Raw genomic sequence first — 18258 nt, forward strand, 5'->3', positions numbered from 1 at the left:
TATGCTGCGAACACGTAACGGGGTGACAAGCACGCCCCGATTCGCTACGCAGCCGTCACACCTTTGTTGGAGAGATGCACATGTATCACGGGATCTGGAACAGCTTTAGCTGAGACACCGGCCCCCGTGTGCGCGGTGATCTGCACCGCCACCAATACATCTGCATGCACTAAGCCCCTTCTCGGAGCACCTCCAACATGTTTCGTTTCTTCGAAAATCTCGTCGACCCCTATGTCACCTATGCGCAGGACGATCGTCCGCCGACCCGGGTTTGGCCCTTCCTCGGTGTCTATGCGCGCCCGTTCCATCGTGTCTTCGTCTGGACCGCGATCCTGTCGATCCTCGTCGCGGGGATCGAGGTCTGGCTGATTTATTACATGGGCCGTGTCGTCGACCTTCTGGGCGGCGAGCCGGCGCAGGTCTGGGCCGAGCACGGGACCGAGTTGATCGCGGTCGCCATCTTCATCCTGTTGTTGCGGCCGGCGATCCAATTGGCCGACGTGCTGCTGTTGAACAACGCGATCCTGCCGAACTTCGGCACGCTGATCCGCTGGCGGGCGCATAAGCACGTGCTGCGCCAGTCGGTCGGCTGGTTCGAGAATGACTTCGCCGGCCGTATCGCCAACCGGATCATGCAGACCCCGCCGGCGGCGGGCGAGGTGATCTTTCAGATCTTCGATGCGATTTCCTTCTCCATCGCCTATTTCATCGGCGCCGGCGTGTTGCTGATGACGGCCGACGCGCGGCTGTTGCTGCCGCTGCTGGGCTGGCTGGTGCTCTATGGTCTCTTGGTGCGCTGGACGATCACGCGGGTAGAGCCGGCTTCCAAGGCTGCCTCTGACGCGCGTTCGGCGATCACCGGGCGGGTGGTCGACAGCTATTCCAACATCCATTCGGTCAAGATGTTCGCGCATCATGATCTTGAGCTGACCTATGCCAAGGAGGCGATCGAGGAATCGCGCCGGACCTTCCAGGCAGAGATGCGGATTTTCACCGTCATGGACGGCACCCTGGTGGCGCTGAACGGGGTGCTGATCATCGGTGTGGTCGGCTGGGCGATCTGGCTGTGGATGATGGGCGAGGCCAGCGTCGGCGTCGTTGCCGCCGCAACTGCGCTGACCCTGCGGCTGAACGCGATGACCGGCTGGATCATGTGGGCATTGACCACCTTTTTCCGCCAGCTTGGCGTGGTGGCCGAGGGGATGGAGACCATCGCCCAGCCCATCGACCTGGTGGATGCGCCGAATGCGACCGAGCTGAAGCTGACCGAAGGCCGGATCGAGATCCGCGACGTCTCCCACCACTATGGGCGGGAATCCGGGGGCCTCGATCACATCGACCTGACGATCCGGCCGGGCGAAAAGATCGGTCTGATCGGCCGATCCGGCGCCGGCAAGTCGTCGTTGGTCAAGCTGCTGCTCAGGTTCTACGACGTGGAAACCGGGCAGATCCTGATCGACGGGCAGGACATCCGCGCGGTCACCCAGGACAGCCTGCGCCGCCATATCGGCATGGTGCAACAGGACAGCTCGCTCCTGCATCGCTCGGTGCGCGAGAATATCCTCTATGGTCGCCCCGATGCGACCGAGGCCGAGGTGATCGCCGCGGCCAAGCAGGCGGAGGCGCATGAGTTCATCCTGACGCTCGAAGATCCGCAGGGGCGGCGTGGCTATGACGCCCATGTGGGCGAGCGCGGCGTGAAGCTTTCAGGGGGCCAACGGCAGCGGGTGACGCTGGCCCGCGTGATCCTGAAGAATGCGCCGATCCTGCTGTTGGACGAGGCGACCTCGGCGCTTGATTCCGAGGTCGAGGCGGCGATTCAGGAAACGCTCTATGGCATGATGCAGGGCAAGACCGTCATTGCCATCGCGCACCGGCTTTCTACCATTGCAGAGATGGACCGCATCCTGGTGATGGATCACGGCCGCATCGTCGAGGATGGATCGCATGATGATCTGTTGGCGAAGGGCGGGCTCTATGCCCAGTTCTGGACGCGGCAATCGGGCGGCTTCCTGAACCCGGAGGCAGAGGAGTGAAAGGTGTGAGAGGGGTGAGATCATGAGAATTTCCAACTGGATCGACCCCTTTCGCCCCGCTGATGGTCCGCCACCGCAGACCCTTCTGGCCTTTATCCTGTGGTGTCTGAAAGGTGCCTGGCCGGCGCTGATCTTCGCCACCGTGGTGTCCTGCCTGGCCGGCGGGCTGGAGGCGGGGACCGCCTATATCCTGGGCTTCGTGGTCGATACCGCGGTGGGGGCTGGGCCGGACAAGCTCTTTACCTCGGCGAATGTGATGAAACTGGCGGCAGCGGTGGGGTTCTTCCTGCTGGTGCGGCCAATCCTCTTTGGCATGTCCTCGGTCGCGAACTCCATCGTGGTGGGGCCGAACGTGAACCCGATGGTTCTGGCGCGGCTGCACCGCTGGACGCTGGGCCAGTCTGTTCAGTTCTTCGATGACGATTTCGCCGGCCGCATCGCGCAAAAGCAGATGCAGGCGGCGGGGGCGGTCACCAATGTGGCGGTGGAATCGATCAACGTCGTCGCCTTCGCGCTGGCCTCGGTCGTTGGGTCGCTGGTGCTGATGACGGCGATCAGCTGGCATGTGACGGTTGTTTTCCTGCTGTGGTTCGCCGCCTATCTCCTGACCATCCGCTGGTTCCTGCCGCGGGTACGCAAGCGGGCGGCGGGCCGGGCCGGGGCGCGGGCGGTGGTGTCGGGCCAGATCGTCGACACCATCACCAACATCAAGACGGTCAAGCTGTTCGCCCATGCCGATCATGAAGATCGCGCCGCGCTGGGCGCGCTCGAAGGCTTCCGCGACCGGGCGCTGGGCTTTGGTCGTCTGGCGGCGCTGTTCCGCTTCTGCCTGATGTGCCTGGCCGGTCTGTTGCCGGTGCTGCTGATCGGGGTGACGCTGCTGATGTGGAAACAGGGTCTGGCGACCGAGGGCAATATCGTCGCCGCCGGGGCGGTGGCGATCCGGCTGTCGCAGATGACCGGCTGGGTCAGCTTCGCGCTGATGGGCATCTATTCCGACGTGGGCGAGGTCGAGGACGGCATGCGCACCCTGACCCCGCGCACCCGGCTGGTCGACGCGCCCGATGCAACCGTGCTTGAGGTGTCGGCGGGTGAGATCGTCTATGACCACGTGGGCTTTGCCTATGGGCGGCAGACCGGCGGGATTTCCGATGTTGCGCTGACCATCGGTGGCGGTGAGAAGGTGGGGATCGTCGGTGCCTCCGGTGCCGGGAAATCGACCTTGGTGTCACTGCTTCTCAGGCTCTATCAACCGGAACAGGGGCAGATCCGGATCGACGGCCAGCCGATCGAGAGCGTGACGCAGGAAAGCCTGCGCCGCCAGATCGGCATGGTCACGCAGGAAACCGCGATGTTCAACCGATCCGCGATGGACAACATCCGCTATGGCCGGCCCGACGCCACCGATGAGGAGGTGAGCCGCGCCGCCGAAAAGGCCGAGGCGCATGATTTCATCCTCAAGCTGCGCGACCACATGGGCCGCGAGGGGTATCAGGCGCATCTGGGCGAACGCGGCGTGAAGCTTTCGGGCGGGCAACGGCAGCGGATCGCGCTGGCGCGTGCCATCCTCAAGGACGCGCCCATTCTGGTGCTGGACGAAGCGACCTCGGCGCTCGATTCCGAGGTCGAGGCGGCGATTCAGGTGGCGCTCGACCGGGTGATGCAGGGCAAGACCGTGCTGGCCATCGCGCACCGGCTGTCAACCCTGTCGGAGATGGACAGGATCATCGTGCTGGATCAGGGCCGGATCGCCGAGGCAGGCACCCATGAGGAGCTTTTGGCGCAAAACGGTCTCTATGCCGGGTTCTGGGCGCGGCAATCGGGCGGGTTCCTGGGGGCAGAGGCGGCGGAATGAAACGGGTGATGATCGTGGGCCAGCCCGGGTCGGGCAAGTCCACGCTCGCCCGCCTGTTGGGTGAGCGGACGGGCCTGCCTGTCACCCATGTGGACCATATCCATTGGCAGCCCGGCTGGGTCGAACGCCCGCGCCCCGAGCGGGTGGAAATGGCGCTGGCGGTCGAACGCAGGCCGGACTGGATTTTCGAGGGCGGCCTGTCGGATACCTATGCGCACCGGCTGTCCCGCGCCGATACGCTGATCGTGCTCGACCTGCCGCTCTGGCTGCGCGCCTGGCGGGTGGCGCGGCGAACCCTGCGCCATTACCGCCGGACCCGTCCGGATCTGCCGGCCGATTGCCCTGAACGGTTTGATGCGGAGTTCTGGCGCTGGATCTGGGACACGCGGCATACGGCGGCGGCGAAGAACCGGGCGCTGATCGACGAGGCGGGGCCGGGCGTTGCGGTGCATCACCTGACCGGCCCGCGCGCGGTGCGGCGGTTCCTGTCAACACTCGACGCGGGGCACAAATCGGGGCAGAAGGCGCGACATGGAACAGGTCACGATTGAACGGCTGGGGCATCAGGGGGACGGCATCGCGCCGGGCCCCGTTTTCGTGCCCGGAACCCTCCCTGGTGAGGTGGTGGAAGGCGAGATCTCGGGCGGGGTGATGGCCGCGCCGAAGATCGTGACGCCGGCGGAGACGCGGGTGAAACCGCCCTGCCGCCACGCGAAATCCTGCGGCGGCTGCGCGCTTCAGCACGCGAGCGACGATTTCGTCGCCGGCTGGAAGGTCGATGTGGTGCGCAAGGCCTTGAGCGCGCAGGGGATCGACGCCGACTTCCGGCCGATCGAGACCTCGCCGCGCCACTCCCGCCGGCGGGCGACCTTCACCGCGCGGCGCACCAAGAAGGGCGCGCTGGTGGGCTTTCATGGTCGTGCCTCGGATACCATCGTCGAAATCCCCGATTGCCAGTTGCTGCGCCCCGAGCTGATGGCCGCGCTGCCGATGGCCGAGGCGCTGGCGCTTGAGGGCGCGAGCCGCAAGGGCGCGCTGGCGCTGACGGTGACCCTGTCCCCGGTCGGGCTCGATGTCGCGGTGACGGGGGGCAAACCGCTCGACGGGCCGCTGCAGATGGCGCTGGCGCAATTGACCGAGACGCGGGGGCTGGCCCGGCTGACCTGGGATGATGAGGTGATCGCCCTGCGCGAGCCGCCGGCGCAGCGCTTTGGCGCGGCGCAGGTGGTGCCACCGCCGGGGGCGTTCCTGCAGGCTACCGAAGAAGGCGAAGCGGCGCTGCTGGCGGCGACGCGGGAGATCGTCGGTGATGCCCGCCGGGTGGTCGACCTATTCGCCGGATGCGGCACCTTTTCCCTGCCGCTGGCCGAACGGGCCGAGGTGCACGCGGTCGAGGGCGACCGGGCGATGACTGCGGCATTGGAGGCCGGATGGCGCAGGGCGCAGGGGTTGAAACGGGTCACGACCGAGGCGCGCGATCTGTTCCGCCGCCCACTGTTGCCGGATGAGCTGAAGCGATTCGACGCCGTCGTGCTCGACCCGCCGCGCGCGGGCGCCGAGGCGCAGGTGGAAGAGCTGGCCGAGGCCAAGCCGCCGGTGATCGCCTATGTTTCGTGCAATCCGGTCACCTTCGCCCGGGATGCCGCCCGGCTGATCGCGGCGGGATATCGCCTGAGCTGGGTGCAGGTGGTGGATCAGTTCCGCTGGTCGACCCATGTGGAGCTTGTCGGCAGCTTCACCCGCACCGATATGTGAGCCGACCGACGGCACCATACTGACATCAAGGAGCGTTCTGGCATGATCTCGACCCCCCGCCTGCAAGGGTTTCTCGACCACCCGGCCTTTGGCCGGTTCATCACCGGGGTGATTCTGGTCAATGCCGCGCTTCTGGGGATGGAGACCTCGGATCAGATCATGGCGCGCGCCGGCGATCTGATCGTTCTGCTCGACTGGCTTTGCCTGGCGATCTTCGTCGTCGAGCTGGCGCTCAAGATCACCGCGCAGGGGTGGCGGTTCTTCACCCAGGGGTGGAACCTGTTCGATTTCACCATCGTCGGGATCTCGCTGATCCCCGGGGCGCAGGGGTTTTCGGTGCTGCGTGCGCTCAGGATCCTGCGGGTATTGCGGGTGATCTCGGTCGCGCCGCGCCTGCGCCGGGTGGTCGAAGGCTTCATCACCGCCCTGCCGGGCATGGGCAGCGTGTTCCTGCTGATGGGGATCATCTTCTATATCGGCGCGGTGATTTCGACTCAGCTCTTCGCCGAAACCTTCCCGGATTGGTTCGGCACGCTCGGCCGTAGCGCCTATACTCTGTTCCAGGTGATGACGCTGGAAAGCTGGTCGATGGGCATCGTCCGCCCGGTGATGGAGGTGCATCCGCAGGCCTGGGTCTTTTTCGTGCCCTTCATCGTGGTGACCACCTTCGCGGTGGTGAACCTGCTGGTCGGCCTGATCGTGAATTCCATGCAGGACGCTCATCAGGCCGAGGACAACCAGCGCACCGATGCCTATCGTGACGAGGTTCTGACGCGGCTTGAGGCGATCGAGACGCGGTTGCGCGGGCAGACGGCGGCTTCTGACAAAAACTGATTTCAAAGCCTTCGCAGGCGCGGTATTTTGCGCGCCGAGCAGTTGGGTTCGGAGGGCCGAATCCGCATATTAAGGCAGAGATTTCACCAATGAAACGGCGTCTTTTCACCGTAGGAGCCCTGGCCAGCGTCGCGCTGGCGGGCTGTGCCGGCCGTAACGGGCTTCCCGGCTATACCGGGCCCGAGGTCACCTCGGTCGTGGTCAACAAGAGCGCGCGCAAGCTCTATCTCCTGCATGGGGATGATGTGCTGCGCGACTATAATGTGGGCCTGGGGTTCACTCCGCTCGGGCACAAGATGTTCGAGGGCGACGGGCGCACGCCCGAGGGATCCTATCTGATCAACCGTCGCAACCCGCGCAGTGAGTTCTATCTGTCGCTGGGGATTTCCTATCCCAATACGACCGATCGCGCGCGCGCCCAAGCCATGGGCAAAAGCCCCGGCGGCGACATCTTCATCCACGGCCAGCCGTTGACCTACAAACCGAAAAAGACCGACTGGACCGCCGGCTGCATCGCTGTGCAGAATGAAGAGATCGCGGAAATCTACACCATGGTGCGGGACGGCACGCTGATTACTCTGCGGGCATAAGCAGGCAATCCGCCTTGGCCGGGGCCAAGGCGGAAAAGGCCGGATCGCCGAATCAGAAAACCGGGGGTTGTCCGCTGCCCATCACCAGCGTCCACCAGATCTTGCCATTGGCTTCCTGGAACCAGGCAAAGCCCATATCCCTGGCGTTCTTGTTCAGCAGCACCGTGCGGGTGCCGCTTTCCTCCATCCAGGCCGCCAGGGTTTCCAGCTCGGTCTCATAGGTTTCCGAGATGTTCTCGCCCAGCATCTCGCCGGTATAACCGGCGCGCCGGACGCGGTCGATCGGAGAGGAGCCGTCGGATCCGAAGTGCCAGGGACGGTTTTGCACCGACATGTCACGCGAGTGAGTCGCGGCGGCGCCGGTCAGTTGCGCATTCAGCACCACCGGCTGCACGCCGGCCGCCTGGCGCAGGGAATTGACCGAATCCAGCATGCGATACTGGATCGCCGAGGTGTCGCGATCACGGATGTGATAGACTTTTGTGGACAGGCCGCTGGCGCTGGTGCCGGTGCTCTGAATGTCCCCGCCTGTGTCACAGGCCGCGAGTGCCAGAAGGCTGACAAGCAGAAGCGAAAGAAAACGCACGATAATCCACCCGGTTTGTGAAAGTTGATCCCTAGCCATTACCGCGCTTGGGCGGCGCAGGCAAATGCCCAGATCGTGAGCGGTGGTGAGTCAGTGCGGTTTGATTTGCGACTGAGGCTTTCTGGCCATATCATGGCGGTTGTCCAGGACATTTGTGCAAAGGGAATATCGTCATGTCGAAATCCTCTTTTCAAGGTACGACTCGTCGCGGTTTCCTGGCGGGAACTGCAGCGCTGATTGGCGCGCCGGCATTTGCCACTCAGCCCCTTCCGGTCCAGGAGGTGGAGGTGAGCCAGGGTTATGACCCGCTGCGCCCGCCACCGGTGCCGGAGCCGCCGGTTCGTCACAATATCTCCAGCTTCCAGGCAAAGCACTGGCAGCCCTACTTCAGCAACCTGCACAATGGGGCGATTTTGGTCGACACCCAGTCGCGGGCATTGCATTTCTGGTCGGAAGACTATGAAAGCCATATGCTTTTCCCCTCCAGCGTGCCGCTTTCGGATGAGATGACCCGGCGCGGCCGGACCAGCGTCGTGCGCAAGGTCAAGGGGCCGAGCTGGTCACCGACGCCGTCGATGAAGAAGCGCAACCCGGAGTGGCCGGATTACATTCCGCCGGGGCCGGACAACCCGCTGGGCACCCACGCTCTCTATCTGGGCTGGAAGTATTATCGCATCCACGGCACCCACGACACCCGCAAGATCGGGCGCAGATCCTCGAACGGCTGCATCGGTCTTTATAACGAGCATATCGCCAAACTCTTCGAGCGGGCCAAGGTCGGCACACAGGTGTTGCTAATTTGACGACATCACATGGCTGAGAGGGGGGCTTGCGCTAACAAGCGTTTGCAATTCAGCCGGATAGCTGCTTAGAAAAACGCACGAGGTAAGTCTTTGGTGCGTGGTACCGGGAAACCGCCCGCGCAAACTCTGGAGGTTAACATGAAGAAACTCGTTCTCGCCGCCGCTCTGGCTGCTGCTGCTTCGACCGCTTCGGCCGGCAACCTGGCCGAGCCCATCGTGGAAGCTCCCGTGGTCGTCGAACAAACCACCAGCTCCTCGAGCGGCATCCTGCTGCCCCTGCTGCTGCTGGTTCTGGTCGGCGCCGCAGTTGCCAGCAGCTGATAGCTGTACGACTGAATGCAGAAAAGGCGGTGGGTTTCCCACCGCCTTTTTTGTTGTCTGAATTTTCCCGCCAAAGAGGGCCCGGCCGGGCCCGATGAGGGGCCGCTCATTCCAGCCAGCCGGCCAGGTTTTCGCCGATCACCTGGCTCAGCGCGGCGATATGGGCGTCGTCGTCATTGAGGCAGGGGATATAGGTAAAGCTTTCACCGCCGGCCGCGACAAAGCTGTGCCGGATCTCTTCGTTGATCTCTTCCAAGGTCTCGATGCAATCGGCCGAGAAGGCCGGCGCGATCACCGCGATGCGCTTCTTCCCCTGCCGCGCCAGTTCGGCCACATGTTCGACGGTATAGGGTTTCAGCCATTCCTCGGGCCCGAACTTCGACTGGAAGCTGGTGACCAGATCGCCGTCGGCCCAGCCCAGCCGCTCCTTCAGCAGCCGAGTCGTTTTCTGGCACTGGCAATGATAGGGGTCGCCCACTTGCTTGAGATAGCGTTCCGGCATGCCGTGATAGGAGCAGACCAGAACGTCGGGCCGCACCTCGGCCGCCGCATAGGCGCGCTCGACCGACTGCGCCAGCGCGTCGACATAGGCGGGATGGTCGAAATAGGCGGGCACCGTGCGGCTGGCGGGCTGCCAGGCCTCTTGCATCAGCGCGCGGAAGAACTGGTCGTTCGCCGTTGCTGTCGTGGCGCCGGCATATTGCGGATAGAGCGGGAAGAACAGGATGCGGTCGCAGCCGGCCTTGACCATCTCGCGCACCTTCGACGGGGTCGAGGGGTTGCCGTAGCGCATGCAGAAATCGACCATCACCTGGTCACCATACCGGTCCGACAGCGTGGCGGCGATCTTCTTCGTCTGCCCCCTGGTGATGGTCATCAGCGGGCTTTCGTTCAGCTCCTCGTTCCAGATCGACTTATAAGCGGCACCGCTGGAGAAGGGCCGCTTGGTCAGGATGATCAATTGCAACAGCGGCTGCCATTTCCACGCCGGATAGTCGATCACCCGCTTGTCGGACAGGAATTCGCCTAGATAGCGCCGCATCGGCCCATAGGAGTAATGATCCGGCGTGCCGAGGTTGGCCAGAAGCACCCCGACCTTGCGGGCGGGAAGCACCGGGTGGGCGGCGGGGCGGGCGGCGGCGTCGGTCATGGCGCGGTCTCCTTCTGGCGGGGTGTGTCCTGCGTCTGGGCAGATAGGCGGCGGGGGCCCGGGGTCAATCCGGCAGCTTGAACTCCATCGCCTTCAGCGCGTCAGCCAACCGGGCCTTTGCCGATCCGGGGCGCAGCGGTTTGGGCTGGCTTTCATCCGGTGCCCAGCCGGTCAGGCAGACAAGCTCAAAGCTCGCGCGCAGCCGACCCGAGGCGGTGGCGAAGTGATCGGCATAAAGCTGGGCCGCACGGTCGAAGACGGCGCGCCGGGTCGGGCGATGCAGGCGGGCGGTCATCACATTGGTTTCGGCCATGCCGCGCAGATCATGCATCAGATGGGTCAGATCGCGGTATTCGGCGGTCAACGTCAGGCTGTCGGCCACCGGCAGCGCCAGGCCCGCGCGCTGCAGCAATGCGCCGAGATCGCGGATCTCCCCCATCGGGGCGACCCGCGGCGACAGGCCGCCGGTGATCTCTGCCTCGGCCTGGCCGAGCACGGCACGCAATTCGGTCAGGGTCTCGCCGCCCAGCATCAGAACCAGCAGGAACCCGTCGGGCTTCAGCGCCCGGCGGCACTGGATGATCTGACCGACCGGATCATTGGCGGCATGCAGGCACATGGCGTGAATCGCCAGATCGTGCTGTCCGGGTTCCAGATCCAGCGTGTCGTCATCGGCGACGATCCGCGCTTGGGGGAAGGCATCGCGCCAGATCTCGGCGAAGGGGGTGACGATGGCGGGAGCGGTAAAGACTCTCTTAACCATCGAGAGGCGATCCTGAACATCCTCCACCGCGGTGCGGTGCAGGAACAGGCTGTCGTCGCGGGCACGGGCCCGGCGGGTCGTCAGGGCGACGCGGTCGAACAGGGGGGGAGCGGATGCGGCTGTCATGCGCGGTAGTTAAGCCTTTGCAAGCGGCGTTTCAAACGGCAGTTTCGCTGATCTATCCGCCGCGCTGTCTGGGCTGCGGCATCCTGGTCGACAGCGAATTCGGCCTGTGCAGTGCCTGTTGGCGCGACACGCCCTTCATCGGCGGCACGGTCTGCGAAAGCTGCGGCATCCCGCTGATGGGGGCGCCCGACGGGCAGCGGATCGACTGCGACCATTGTCTTGAGCATCCCCGCCCCTGGCAGAACGGCCGCGCGGCGTTGCTCTATTCCGATCAGGCGCGATCGCTCATATTGGGGTTAAAGCATGGTGATCGCCAAGATGTTGTGGGTCCGGCAGCGCAATGGATGGCGCGGGCTGCCCGGCCGATCCTGCGCGAGGGGGCGCTGATCGCCCCGGTGCCGCTGCATTGGACCCGCCTTTTGCGGCGACGCTATAACCAGGCGGCGCTGCTGGCACGGGGGCTGGCGGCGCAGACGGGGCTGGAGCATTGCCCCGATCTTCTGCACCGGCATCGCCGTACCAGGATGCTGGAAGAGGCCACGGCAGAGGAGCGTTTTGCCGCACTGGCCAGCGCCATTCGGGTGCATCCGCGGCGCGCCCATCGGATCGCCGGGCGGGCGGTGCTGCTGGTCGACGATGTGATGACCTCGGGCGCGACGCTTTCGGCCTGCGCAAAGGCCTGCCACGAGGCCGGCGCGGCGGCCATCGACGTGGTGACACTGGCGCGCGTTGCATTGGAGCATTAAATCCCTGAGAAAGGGAGGGCATCCAGAGGGCACGCATATGAAACCCGTCGAAATCTATACCTCGCCGATCTGCGGCTATTGTCACGCGGCCAAGCGGCTGCTGAACCAGAAGGGCGTCGAATACTCCGAAATCGACGTGATCGCCCATCCCGACCGCAAGCCGGAGATGATCGAACGCGCCAACGGGCGTCGTACCGTGCCGCAGATCTTCATCGGGGGCATCCATGTGGGCGGCTGTGACGATCTCTATGAACTGGAGCAGGCCGGCAAGCTCGACCCGATGCTGGCAGATCAATGAAGGCCGCGCTGCTGCAGCTCTGTTCCGGCGACGATCCGGCGGACAACCTGCGCCAGGTCCAGTGGATGCTGGCCGAGGCCGCGGCCGAGGGGGTGAAATTCGCCCTGACGCCCGAGGTGACGAACTGCTTTTCGCCCAGCCGGGACCGTCAGCGCGCCATGCTGCGGACCGAGGCCGAGGATGAAACCCTGCCTGCCCTGCGTCAGCAGGCGGAAGAGCTGGGGATCTGGCTGCTGATCGGCTCGCTGGGGCTCAAGACCGGGGATGCCGACGGGCGGTTCGCCAACCGGTCGTTCCTGATCGGTCCCGATGGCGGCATCCGGGCGCGCTATGACAAGATCCACATGTTCGACGTGCAGGTCACGCCGGAGGAGACCTATCGCGAATCAGCCGCCTATCGGCCCGGCGATCGCGCCGTGTTGGCGCAGACCGATTTCGCGCCGGTGGGGATGACGATCTGCTATGACATCCGCTTCCCGCATCTCTATCAGAAGCTCGCGCTGGCCGGGGCCAAGGTGCTGACGATCCCGGCCGCCTTCTCTCCGGTTACCGGGGCGGCGCATTGGGAACCGCTACTGCGCGCCCGGGCGATCGAGACCGGTTGCTTCGTGCTGGCCCCGGGTCAGACCGGGATGCATCCGGCGACCGAGGGCAAGCCGCGCGCCACCCATGGGCACAGCATGGCAATCTCCCCCTGGGGCGAGGTTCTGGTCGATGGCGGCACCGAGGTGGGGCTGCATGTCTTTGACATGGATCTGGATCAGGTCGAGGAGGCCCGCCGCAAGGTGCCGTCCCTGTCCCATATCCGGGCCTTCGACGGGCCGTGATGTGGCCCCGTTGCCCTGCGAGCGCGCATGAGTGAAGATCCCAACACGCCCCTGGCGGTGGCCCTGTTCAGCGAGCTGCTGATCGCCGATCAGCTGCTGCGCAACCGTCTTGGCCGGGTGCTGCCGAAGGGGATGGAGATTTCGCATTTCTCCATCCTCAACCATCTGGCCTTCGTGCAGGATGAACGCACGCCGGCGCAGCTGGCGGATACCTTCCATGTGACGCGCGGCGCGATCACCAACACGCTGAGCAAGCTGGAATGGGCGGGCTACGTGCATATCCGCCCCGACTGGGACGATGCCCGGCGCAAGATGGTGGCGATCAGCCCGGCCGGACGGCGGGCGCGGGATCAGGCGATTTCGGCGATCGCGCCGATGATCAGTCAGATGGTGGGTGAGCTTGGCGTCGACAAGGTTCGCGCCGCCCTGCCGGTGCTGCGCGATCTGCGCGGACGGCTGGAGAAGGAAGGCTAGGGGCCGCGGTCTGGCTTTGAGAAGAGCTTGGCGGGAGCGCTGATATCGCGCCGGGGCGTCAGCCCCGGTTCGCACCCGCCCTGGGGCCGGGTGCGAACCTTAATCTCTTGAAACCCGTCGCCTTACCCGCGTTTTACGCTGGCGGTCACATAGTTCACGCTGAGATCGCGGGGAGAGATCGACCAGCTCCAGCTCAGCGGGTTGAAGACAAAGCCCTTGCGGTCCACCGGCTCCACTCCCGACTGGCGCAGAAGCTCGATCAGCTCGTCCGGGGTGATGAATTTCGACCATTCATGGGTGCCCCTGGGCAGCCAGCGCATGATCACCTCTGCCCCCAGGATGGTCACCGCATAGGATTTCGGATTGCGGTTGATGGTCGAACAGATGTGCAGCCCGCCCGCCTTCAGCAGTTCGCGGCAGGCGGTGAGATAGGACAGTGGATCGGCCACATGTTCGACCACCTCCATGTTCAACACCACGTCGAACTGTTCGCCGGCGGCCGCCAGGGCCTCGGCCGTGGTGTGGCGATAGTCGATCTCGAGCCCGGATTGCTCGGCGTGAATCCGCGCGACCGGCAGGTTCTTTTCGGCGGCGTCGGCGCCGACCACCTCGGCCCCGAGGCGCGCCATCGGTTCGGACAGCAGGCCGCCGCCGCAACCGATATCCAGAAGACGCAGACCTGCGAAGGGCTTGGGCAGGCGCAGATCGCGGTCGAACTGCCCGGCGATCTGGCCGGTGATGTAATCCAGCCGGCAGGGATTGAGCATGTGCAGCGGCTTGAATTTGCCGGACGGATCCCACCATTCCGCCGCCATCGCCTCGAATTTGGCGATTTCCGAAGGGTCGACCGTGGATTCAGACGCTTGCATTCCGTTCACCGTTCGCTCTTTTATCCGTTGAAGGTATATAGGTCAGTAATGGACAAAATCCCGGATCAAAAGCGCGCAGTGCAGTATCTTTACCCGCCGGTCGATGCGTTCGATCAGCGCATGCTGGACGTGGGCCAAGGCCATACGGTCTATATGGAGCAGAGCGGGAATCCCGAGGGCATTCCCGTCGTGGTGCTGCACGGCGGCCCCGGCGGCGGCTGCAGCCCGGCGATGCGGCGCTATTTCGATCCCAAGATCTATCGGGTGATCATGTTCGACCAGCGTGGCTGTGGCCGGTCGCGGCCGCATGCCTCGGTCAAGGACAATACCACCTGGCATCTGGTCGCCGATATCGAACGCATCCGGACCCTGCTGGGGATCGAGGCCTGGGCGGTGTTCGGCGGCAGCTGGGGCGCCACCCTGTCGCTGATCTATGCCCAGACCCATCCCGACCGGGTGACGCATCTGATCCTGCGCGGCGTCTTCCTGATGACCAAGGCCGAGCTTGACTGGTTCTACGGCGGCGGCGCGGGCAAGTTCTGGCCCGAGGTCTGGGCCCGTTTCGTCAGCCTGATCCCGGCAGAGGAACACAGCGATCTGATCGCCGCCTATCACAAGCGGCTGTTTTCCGGGAATATCTCGGAAGAGATCACCTATGCCCGCGCCTGGGCGTCGTGGGAAAACGCGCTCGCCTCGATCCATTCGCATGGCCATTCCGGCGACACGCCCGGCGATTACGCCCGCGCCTTTGCGCGGCTTGAGAATCACTATTTCGTCAATGGCGGGTTCCTGGAATTTGATGGTCAGATCCTGGCCAATATGGGGCGGATTTCCCATATCCCCGGGGTGATCGTCCAAGGCCGCTATGACATGATCTGCCCCCCCACCGCCGCCTGGCGGCTGAATGAACTCTGGCCCGCCTGTGATCTGACCATGGTGCGCCATGCTGGCCACGCGCTGTCCGAACCCGGGATCAGCGCCGAGCTGGTGCGCGCGATGGACCGGATTGCCGAGGATCTGCGATGACCCGGATCGACCGCCGCGCGCTCTTTACCTCGGGTGCCGCCGCGGCGCTGCTGGCGGCCACCGGCGTGTCGCTGGCGGCGGCGCCGCGGCCCGGTGGGCATCTGCGTCTGGCGGTGCCGCGCGACGGATCGCTGGACCGGGTGGCGCGCGGCGCGGTGTTTGACGGGCTGACCGAAATCGGCCCCGACGGCGCCCTGCGCCCGGAATTGGCAGCAAACTGGACCGGCAGCTCCGACGCTCGCCGCTGGCGGTTTGAATTGCGTGAGGGCGTGGCGTTTCACGATGGCCGCCCGCTGGGCGTCGAGGATGCGGTTGCCTCTTTCCGCGCCTGGGAGGTGCCCGGCGTGACCCGGATCGAGGCGGAACGGCCCCGGACCCTGCTGGTCGAACTGGCCGCGGGCGATCCCGATCTGCCCTATCGGCTGGCCGCGGCGGATCGGATCGTGGCACCGGCCGGTGCGCTGGATCGCCCCTTGGCCGAGGCCGTCGGCACTGGCGCCTATCGCGTCGAGCGGGCGCAGGAGGCACGGCATTTTCGGGCCACCCGGGTCGATGGCCATTACAAGCAGGGGCTGGCTGGCTGGGCCGACAGCGTTGAAATCATCGTCATCCCCGACGCCCGCGTCCGGGCCGAGGCGCTGCGCGACGGTTTTGTCGACGTGGCTGCGTTGCCGGCGCCCGAGGGGCTGCTGGATCAGGGCGATTTCCGCTATCACCCCTCGGTCGACAATATGGCTTTGGCCGCCCGTCGCGGTGTCGGCATTCCGCGCAGGATCGGCGCCCGCGCGCCGCTGGATGACGGGCGGATCGCCGAGCGGTGGTGGCTGGTCTGAGGCGCCCCTTGCCGGCCTGCAGACTTGGGGCTTGAAGATTCGCCCCCCTTGGCGTATATGCCCCTCAACAGCGGCGCGTCGGGCTCTCTGGGCTTGGGGCACCACCGGATAATTTTCACGGGCCGCGCGCCCGTTTTTTTGTGTTTGGATGACATGAGCAACGATCTGATAGCAAAGGCCGCGATAGACCGGCGCCTGGCCGAGATCATCACCCCCGTGATCGAGGATCTGGGGTTTGAACTGGTCCGTGTCCGGTTGATGTCTGGCAAATCCACCCTCCTGCAGATCATGGCCGACCGCCCCGATGGCGGCATCGAGGTGGATGATTGCGCAGCGATCTCCAATGCCGTGAGCGCGGTTCTGGATGTCGAGGATCCGGTCCTGGACGCCTATACGCTGGAGGTGTCCAGTCCGGGCATCGACCGGCCGCTGACCCGGCTGAAGGACTTTGATACCTACGAGGGCTATGAGGCGAAGATCGAGACCTCGGAATTGATCGACGGTCGCCGCCGCTTCAAGGGCGTGCTGGCCGGGGTCGAGGGCAACGAGGTTCTGATCAACATCGAACAGGATGGCGAAGAGGTCACCATCGGGCTCAACTTCGATTGGCTGAGCGATGCCAAGCTGGTGCTGACCGACGAGCTGATCAAGGAAATGCTGCGCCAGCGCAAGGCCGCCGGCCTGTTGGACGAAGACAAGTTTGACGAAATCGAGACCGAAGGGTCCGCCCAGGAGGACATGTGATGGCAATCACTTCCGCAAACCAGCTTGAGCTGCTGCAAACCGCCGAAGCGGTGGCCCGGGAAAAGATGATCGACCCCGGGCTGGTGATCGAGGCGATGGAAGAGTCCCTCGCGCGCGCGGCGAAGAGCCGGTATGGCTCCGAGATGGACATTCGCGTCCATATCGACCGCAAGACCGGCAAGGCCACCTTCACCCGGGTGCGGACCGTCGTCGAGGATGACGAGCTTGAGAATTATCAGGCCGAGTTGACCGTTCAGCAAGCCAAGCAGTACATGGCCGATCCCAAGGTGGGCGATCAGTTCGTGGAAGAGGTGCCGCCGGTCGAAATGGGCCGGATCGCGGCGCAGAGCGCCAAGCAGGTGATCCTGCAGAAGGTGCGCGAGGCCGAACGTGACCGTCAATATGCGGAATTCAAGGATCGCAAGGGCAGCATCATCAACGGTGTCGTCAAGCGCGAGGAATATGGCAACGTCATCGTCGATGTCGGCGCCGGCGAGGCGATCCTGCGTCGCAACGAGAAGATCGGCCGCGAAAGCTATCGTCCGAACGACCGTATCCGCTGCTATATCAAGGACGTGCGTCGCGAACCGCGTGGCCCGCAGATCTTCCTCAGCCGTACCGCTCCGGAATTCATGGCTGAGCTGTTCAAGATGGAAGTGCCGGAAATCTATGATGGCATCATCGAGATCAAGGCCGTGGCCCGTGACCCTGGTTCGCGTGCCAAGATCGCCGTGGTTTCCTATGACAACTCGATCGACCCGGTCGGCGCCTGCGTCGGTATGCGCGGTTCGCGCGTGCAGGCCGTGGTGAACGAGCTGCAGGGCGAGAAGATCGACATCATTCCGTGGTCGGACGATATGCCGACCTTCCTGGTCAACGCGCTGCAGCCGGCCGAAGTGTCGAAAGTGGTGTTGGACGAGGAAGCCGGCAAGATCGAGGTCGTGGTCCCCGAGGAACAACTGTCGCTGGCGATCGGCCGGCGTGGTCAGAACGTGCGTCTGGCCAGCCAGCTGACCGGGCTCGACATCGACATCATGACCGAGGAAGAGGAAAGCGCGCGTCGCCAGAAGGAATTCGAACTGCGCACCAAGCTGTTCATGGATACCCTCGATCTTGACGAGTTCTTCGCTCAGCTTCTGGTGTCCGAAGGTTTCACCAACCTCGAAGAGGTCGCCTATGTCGATCTCGATGAGCTGCTGGTGATCGACGGTGTCGACGAAAGCACCGCCGAGGAACTGCAGGCGCGGGCCCGCGATTACCTGGAAGCCCAGGCCAAGGCGGCGCTGGATAATGCCCGCGCGCTTGGCGCCGAGGACAGCCTTATTGATTTCGAAGGCCTGACACCCCAAATGGTGGAAGCGCTGGCCAAGGATGGCATCAAGACGCTGGAAGACTTCGCCACCTGCGCTGACTGGGAACTGGCCGGGGGCTGGACCTCGGTGAATGGCGAGCGGGTCAAGGACGAAGGCATTCTCGAGCCCTTCGACGTCTCGCTGGAAGAAGCGCAGAACATGGTGATGACTGCGCGGGTCATGCTGGGCTGGGTTGATCCGACCGAGCTGGAAGGTGATGAAGACGCCGAGCTGGCCGATGACGCCGGCGACGAGGAGGCCGAGGCCTGA

General features: G+C 64.6%; 20 protein-coding genes. 16 read left to right on the top strand and 4 right to left on the bottom strand.

What is annotated here, in order from left to right:
- The first annotated feature begins 197 nt into the window (after positions 1 to 197).
- From ACN0V4_RS16460 to ACN0V4_RS16485, 6 genes are all read left to right on the top strand, one after another.
- The gene (locus tag ACN0V4_RS16460) at positions 198 to 2036 is read left to right on the top strand and encodes an ABC transporter ATP-binding protein (protein ID WP_417678057.1); all 1839 of its coding nucleotides are present in this window, start codon (positions 198 to 200) and stop codon (positions 2034 to 2036) included.
- Positions 2037 to 2058: 22 nt separating this feature from the next.
- Positions 2059 to 3891: an ABC transporter ATP-binding protein gene (locus ACN0V4_RS16465; protein ID WP_417678059.1), complete on the top strand. Its 1833-nt coding sequence runs from the start codon at positions 2059 to 2061 to the stop codon at positions 3889 to 3891.
- Positions 3888 to 4442, top strand: a complete 555-nt coding sequence (locus ACN0V4_RS16470; RefSeq protein ID WP_417678061.1) for an AAA family ATPase — start codon at positions 3888 to 3890, stop codon at positions 4440 to 4442. Before ACN0V4_RS16465 ends, ACN0V4_RS16470 begins: the two co-directional genes overlap by 4 nt.
- A complete protein-coding gene (locus tag ACN0V4_RS16475) occupies positions 4423 to 5646 on the top strand; it encodes a class I SAM-dependent RNA methyltransferase (protein WP_417678063.1) in 1224 nt (407 codons plus the stop codon). Before ACN0V4_RS16470 ends, ACN0V4_RS16475 begins: the two co-directional genes overlap by 20 nt.
- 42 nt (positions 5647 to 5688) lie before the next feature.
- Complete coding sequence (locus tag ACN0V4_RS16480) at positions 5689 to 6480, top strand: ion transporter (RefSeq protein ID WP_417678065.1); 792 nt, start codon at positions 5689 to 5691, stop codon at positions 6478 to 6480.
- Between the two features lie 89 nt (positions 6481 to 6569).
- Positions 6570 to 7070 carry a L,D-transpeptidase family protein gene (locus tag ACN0V4_RS16485; protein ID WP_417678067.1) on the top strand — a complete coding sequence of 167 codons (501 nt, stop codon included), beginning with the start codon at positions 6570 to 6572 and terminating at the stop codon, positions 7068 to 7070.
- A 52-nt stretch (positions 7071 to 7122) separates the two neighbouring features.
- Here the strand turns inward: ACN0V4_RS16485 and ACN0V4_RS16490 are convergent, their stop codons facing one another.
- A complete protein-coding gene (locus ACN0V4_RS16490) occupies positions 7123 to 7659 on the bottom strand; it encodes a CAP domain-containing protein (RefSeq protein ID WP_417678150.1) in 537 nt (178 codons plus the stop codon).
- A 170-nt stretch (positions 7660 to 7829) separates the two neighbouring features.
- Here ACN0V4_RS16490 and ACN0V4_RS16495 point away from each other — a divergent pair, with 170 nt between their 5' ends.
- On the top strand, positions 7830 to 8459 hold the full coding sequence (locus ACN0V4_RS16495; RefSeq protein WP_417678069.1) for a L,D-transpeptidase: 630 nt from the start codon (positions 7830 to 7832) through the stop codon (positions 8457 to 8459).
- 138 nt (positions 8460 to 8597) lie between these two features.
- Entirely contained in the window at positions 8598 to 8780 is a 183-nt protein-coding gene (locus ACN0V4_RS16500; protein ID WP_417678071.1) for a hypothetical protein, read from the top strand.
- Positions 8781 to 8886: 106 nt separating this feature from the next.
- On the opposite strand, the gene hemH is transcribed toward ACN0V4_RS16500, so the two are convergent.
- On the bottom strand, positions 8887 to 9930 hold the full coding sequence (gene hemH, locus ACN0V4_RS16505; RefSeq protein ID WP_417678073.1) for a ferrochelatase: 1044 nt from the start codon (positions 9928 to 9930) through the stop codon (positions 8887 to 8889).
- 64 nt (positions 9931 to 9994) lie between these two features.
- The gene (locus ACN0V4_RS16510) at positions 9995 to 10819 is read right to left on the bottom strand and encodes a methyltransferase domain-containing protein (RefSeq protein ID WP_417678075.1); all 825 of its coding nucleotides are present in this window, start codon (positions 10817 to 10819) and stop codon (positions 9995 to 9997) included.
- Here ACN0V4_RS16510 and ACN0V4_RS16515 point away from each other — a divergent pair.
- The 4 genes from ACN0V4_RS16515 to ACN0V4_RS16530 are packed head-to-tail and all read left to right on the top strand — an operon-like array spanning position 10807 to position 13164.
- Positions 10807 to 11565, top strand: coding sequence for a double zinc ribbon domain-containing protein (locus ACN0V4_RS16515; protein WP_417678077.1), 759 nt, complete (start codon positions 10807 to 10809; stop codon positions 11563 to 11565). The two genes, ACN0V4_RS16510 and ACN0V4_RS16515, sit on opposite strands and share 13 nt — an antisense overlap.
- 37 nt (positions 11566 to 11602) lie before the next feature.
- Entirely contained in the window at positions 11603 to 11863 is a 261-nt protein-coding gene (gene grxC, locus ACN0V4_RS16520) for a glutaredoxin 3 (protein WP_417678079.1), read from the top strand.
- A complete protein-coding gene (locus ACN0V4_RS16525) occupies positions 11860 to 12690 on the top strand; it encodes a carbon-nitrogen hydrolase family protein (protein ID WP_417678081.1) in 831 nt (276 codons plus the stop codon). Before grxC ends, ACN0V4_RS16525 begins: the two co-directional genes overlap by 4 nt.
- A 27-nt stretch (positions 12691 to 12717) precedes the next feature.
- Positions 12718 to 13164: a MarR family winged helix-turn-helix transcriptional regulator gene (locus ACN0V4_RS16530; RefSeq protein WP_417678083.1), complete on the top strand. Its 447-nt coding sequence runs from the start codon at positions 12718 to 12720 to the stop codon at positions 13162 to 13164.
- Positions 13165 to 13286: 122 nt separating this feature from the next.
- Here the strand turns inward: ACN0V4_RS16530 and ubiG are convergent, their stop codons facing one another.
- A complete protein-coding gene (gene ubiG / locus ACN0V4_RS16535) occupies positions 13287 to 14033 on the bottom strand; it encodes a bifunctional 2-polyprenyl-6-hydroxyphenol methylase/3-demethylubiquinol 3-O-methyltransferase UbiG (RefSeq protein WP_417678085.1) in 747 nt (248 codons plus the stop codon).
- Positions 14034 to 14081: 48 nt separating this feature from the next.
- Here ubiG and pip point away from each other — a divergent pair, with 48 nt between their 5' ends.
- The 4 genes from pip to nusA all read left to right on the top strand — a co-directional run bounded on the left by pip (position 14082) and on the right by nusA (position 18258).
- Positions 14082 to 15059, top strand: coding sequence for a prolyl aminopeptidase (gene pip, locus ACN0V4_RS16540; protein ID WP_417678087.1), 978 nt, complete (start codon positions 14082 to 14084; stop codon positions 15057 to 15059).
- On the top strand, positions 15056 to 15892 hold the full coding sequence (locus ACN0V4_RS16545) for an ABC transporter substrate-binding protein (protein ID WP_417678089.1): 837 nt from the start codon (positions 15056 to 15058) through the stop codon (positions 15890 to 15892). Before pip ends, ACN0V4_RS16545 begins: the two co-directional genes overlap by 4 nt.
- A gap of 153 nt (positions 15893 to 16045) precedes the next feature.
- Positions 16046 to 16636 carry a ribosome maturation factor RimP gene (gene rimP, locus ACN0V4_RS16550; protein ID WP_417678091.1) on the top strand — a complete coding sequence of 197 codons (591 nt, stop codon included), beginning with the start codon at positions 16046 to 16048 and terminating at the stop codon, positions 16634 to 16636.
- Positions 16636 to 18258 (top strand): transcription termination factor NusA, encoded by a 1623-nt coding sequence (nusA, locus tag ACN0V4_RS16555; RefSeq protein ID WP_417678093.1) that lies wholly within the window; start codon positions 16636 to 16638, stop codon positions 18256 to 18258. The genes rimP and nusA overlap by 1 nt, the downstream gene beginning before the upstream one ends.

The organism is Pseudodonghicola sp., assembly GCF_048268305.1.
In the GTDB taxonomy this organism is placed as follows: domain Bacteria; phylum Pseudomonadota; class Alphaproteobacteria; order Rhodobacterales; family Rhodobacteraceae; genus Pseudodonghicola.

Excerpts from the sequence above, each read along its gene's own strand:
- ACN0V4_RS16525 (WP_417678081.1), top strand. The coding sequence starts at position 11,860 with ATGAAGGCCGCGCTGCTGCAGCTCTGTTCCGGCGACGATCCGGCGGAC.
- ACN0V4_RS16480 (WP_417678065.1), top strand. The coding sequence starts at position 5,689 with ATGATCTCGACCCCCCGCCTGCAAGGGTTTCTCGACCACCCGGCCTTT.
- hemH (WP_417678073.1), bottom strand. The coding sequence starts at position 9,930 with ATGACCGACGCCGCCGCCCGCCCCGCCGCCCACCCGGTGCTTCCCGCC.
- ACN0V4_RS16465 (WP_417678059.1), top strand. The coding sequence starts at position 2,059 with ATGAGAATTTCCAACTGGATCGACCCCTTTCGCCCCGCTGATGGTCCG.
- ACN0V4_RS16515 (WP_417678077.1), top strand. The coding sequence starts at position 10,807 with ATGCGGCTGTCATGCGCGGTAGTTAAGCCTTTGCAAGCGGCGTTTCAA.
- ACN0V4_RS16460 (WP_417678057.1), top strand. The coding sequence starts at position 198 with ATGTTTCGTTTCTTCGAAAATCTCGTCGACCCCTATGTCACCTATGCG.
- nusA (WP_417678093.1), top strand. The coding sequence starts at position 16,636 with ATGGCAATCACTTCCGCAAACCAGCTTGAGCTGCTGCAAACCGCCGAA.
- pip (WP_417678087.1), top strand. The coding sequence starts at position 14,082 with ATGGACAAAATCCCGGATCAAAAGCGCGCAGTGCAGTATCTTTACCCG.
- ACN0V4_RS16470 (WP_417678061.1), top strand. The coding sequence starts at position 3,888 with ATGAAACGGGTGATGATCGTGGGCCAGCCCGGGTCGGGCAAGTCCACG.
- grxC (WP_417678079.1), top strand. The coding sequence starts at position 11,603 with ATGAAACCCGTCGAAATCTATACCTCGCCGATCTGCGGCTATTGTCAC.
- ACN0V4_RS16510 (WP_417678075.1), bottom strand. The coding sequence starts at position 10,819 with ATGACAGCCGCATCCGCTCCCCCCCTGTTCGACCGCGTCGCCCTGACG.
- ACN0V4_RS16500 (WP_417678071.1), top strand. The coding sequence starts at position 8,598 with ATGAAGAAACTCGTTCTCGCCGCCGCTCTGGCTGCTGCTGCTTCGACC.
- ACN0V4_RS16530 (WP_417678083.1), top strand. The coding sequence starts at position 12,718 with ATGAGTGAAGATCCCAACACGCCCCTGGCGGTGGCCCTGTTCAGCGAG.
- ubiG (WP_417678085.1), bottom strand. The coding sequence starts at position 14,033 with ATGCAAGCGTCTGAATCCACGGTCGACCCTTCGGAAATCGCCAAATTC.
- ACN0V4_RS16475 (WP_417678063.1), top strand. The coding sequence starts at position 4,423 with ATGGAACAGGTCACGATTGAACGGCTGGGGCATCAGGGGGACGGCATC.
- rimP (WP_417678091.1), top strand. The coding sequence starts at position 16,046 with ATGAGCAACGATCTGATAGCAAAGGCCGCGATAGACCGGCGCCTGGCC.
- ACN0V4_RS16545 (WP_417678089.1), top strand. The coding sequence starts at position 15,056 with ATGACCCGGATCGACCGCCGCGCGCTCTTTACCTCGGGTGCCGCCGCG.
- ACN0V4_RS16495 (WP_417678069.1), top strand. The coding sequence starts at position 7,830 with ATGTCGAAATCCTCTTTTCAAGGTACGACTCGTCGCGGTTTCCTGGCG.
- ACN0V4_RS16485 (WP_417678067.1), top strand. The coding sequence starts at position 6,570 with ATGAAACGGCGTCTTTTCACCGTAGGAGCCCTGGCCAGCGTCGCGCTG.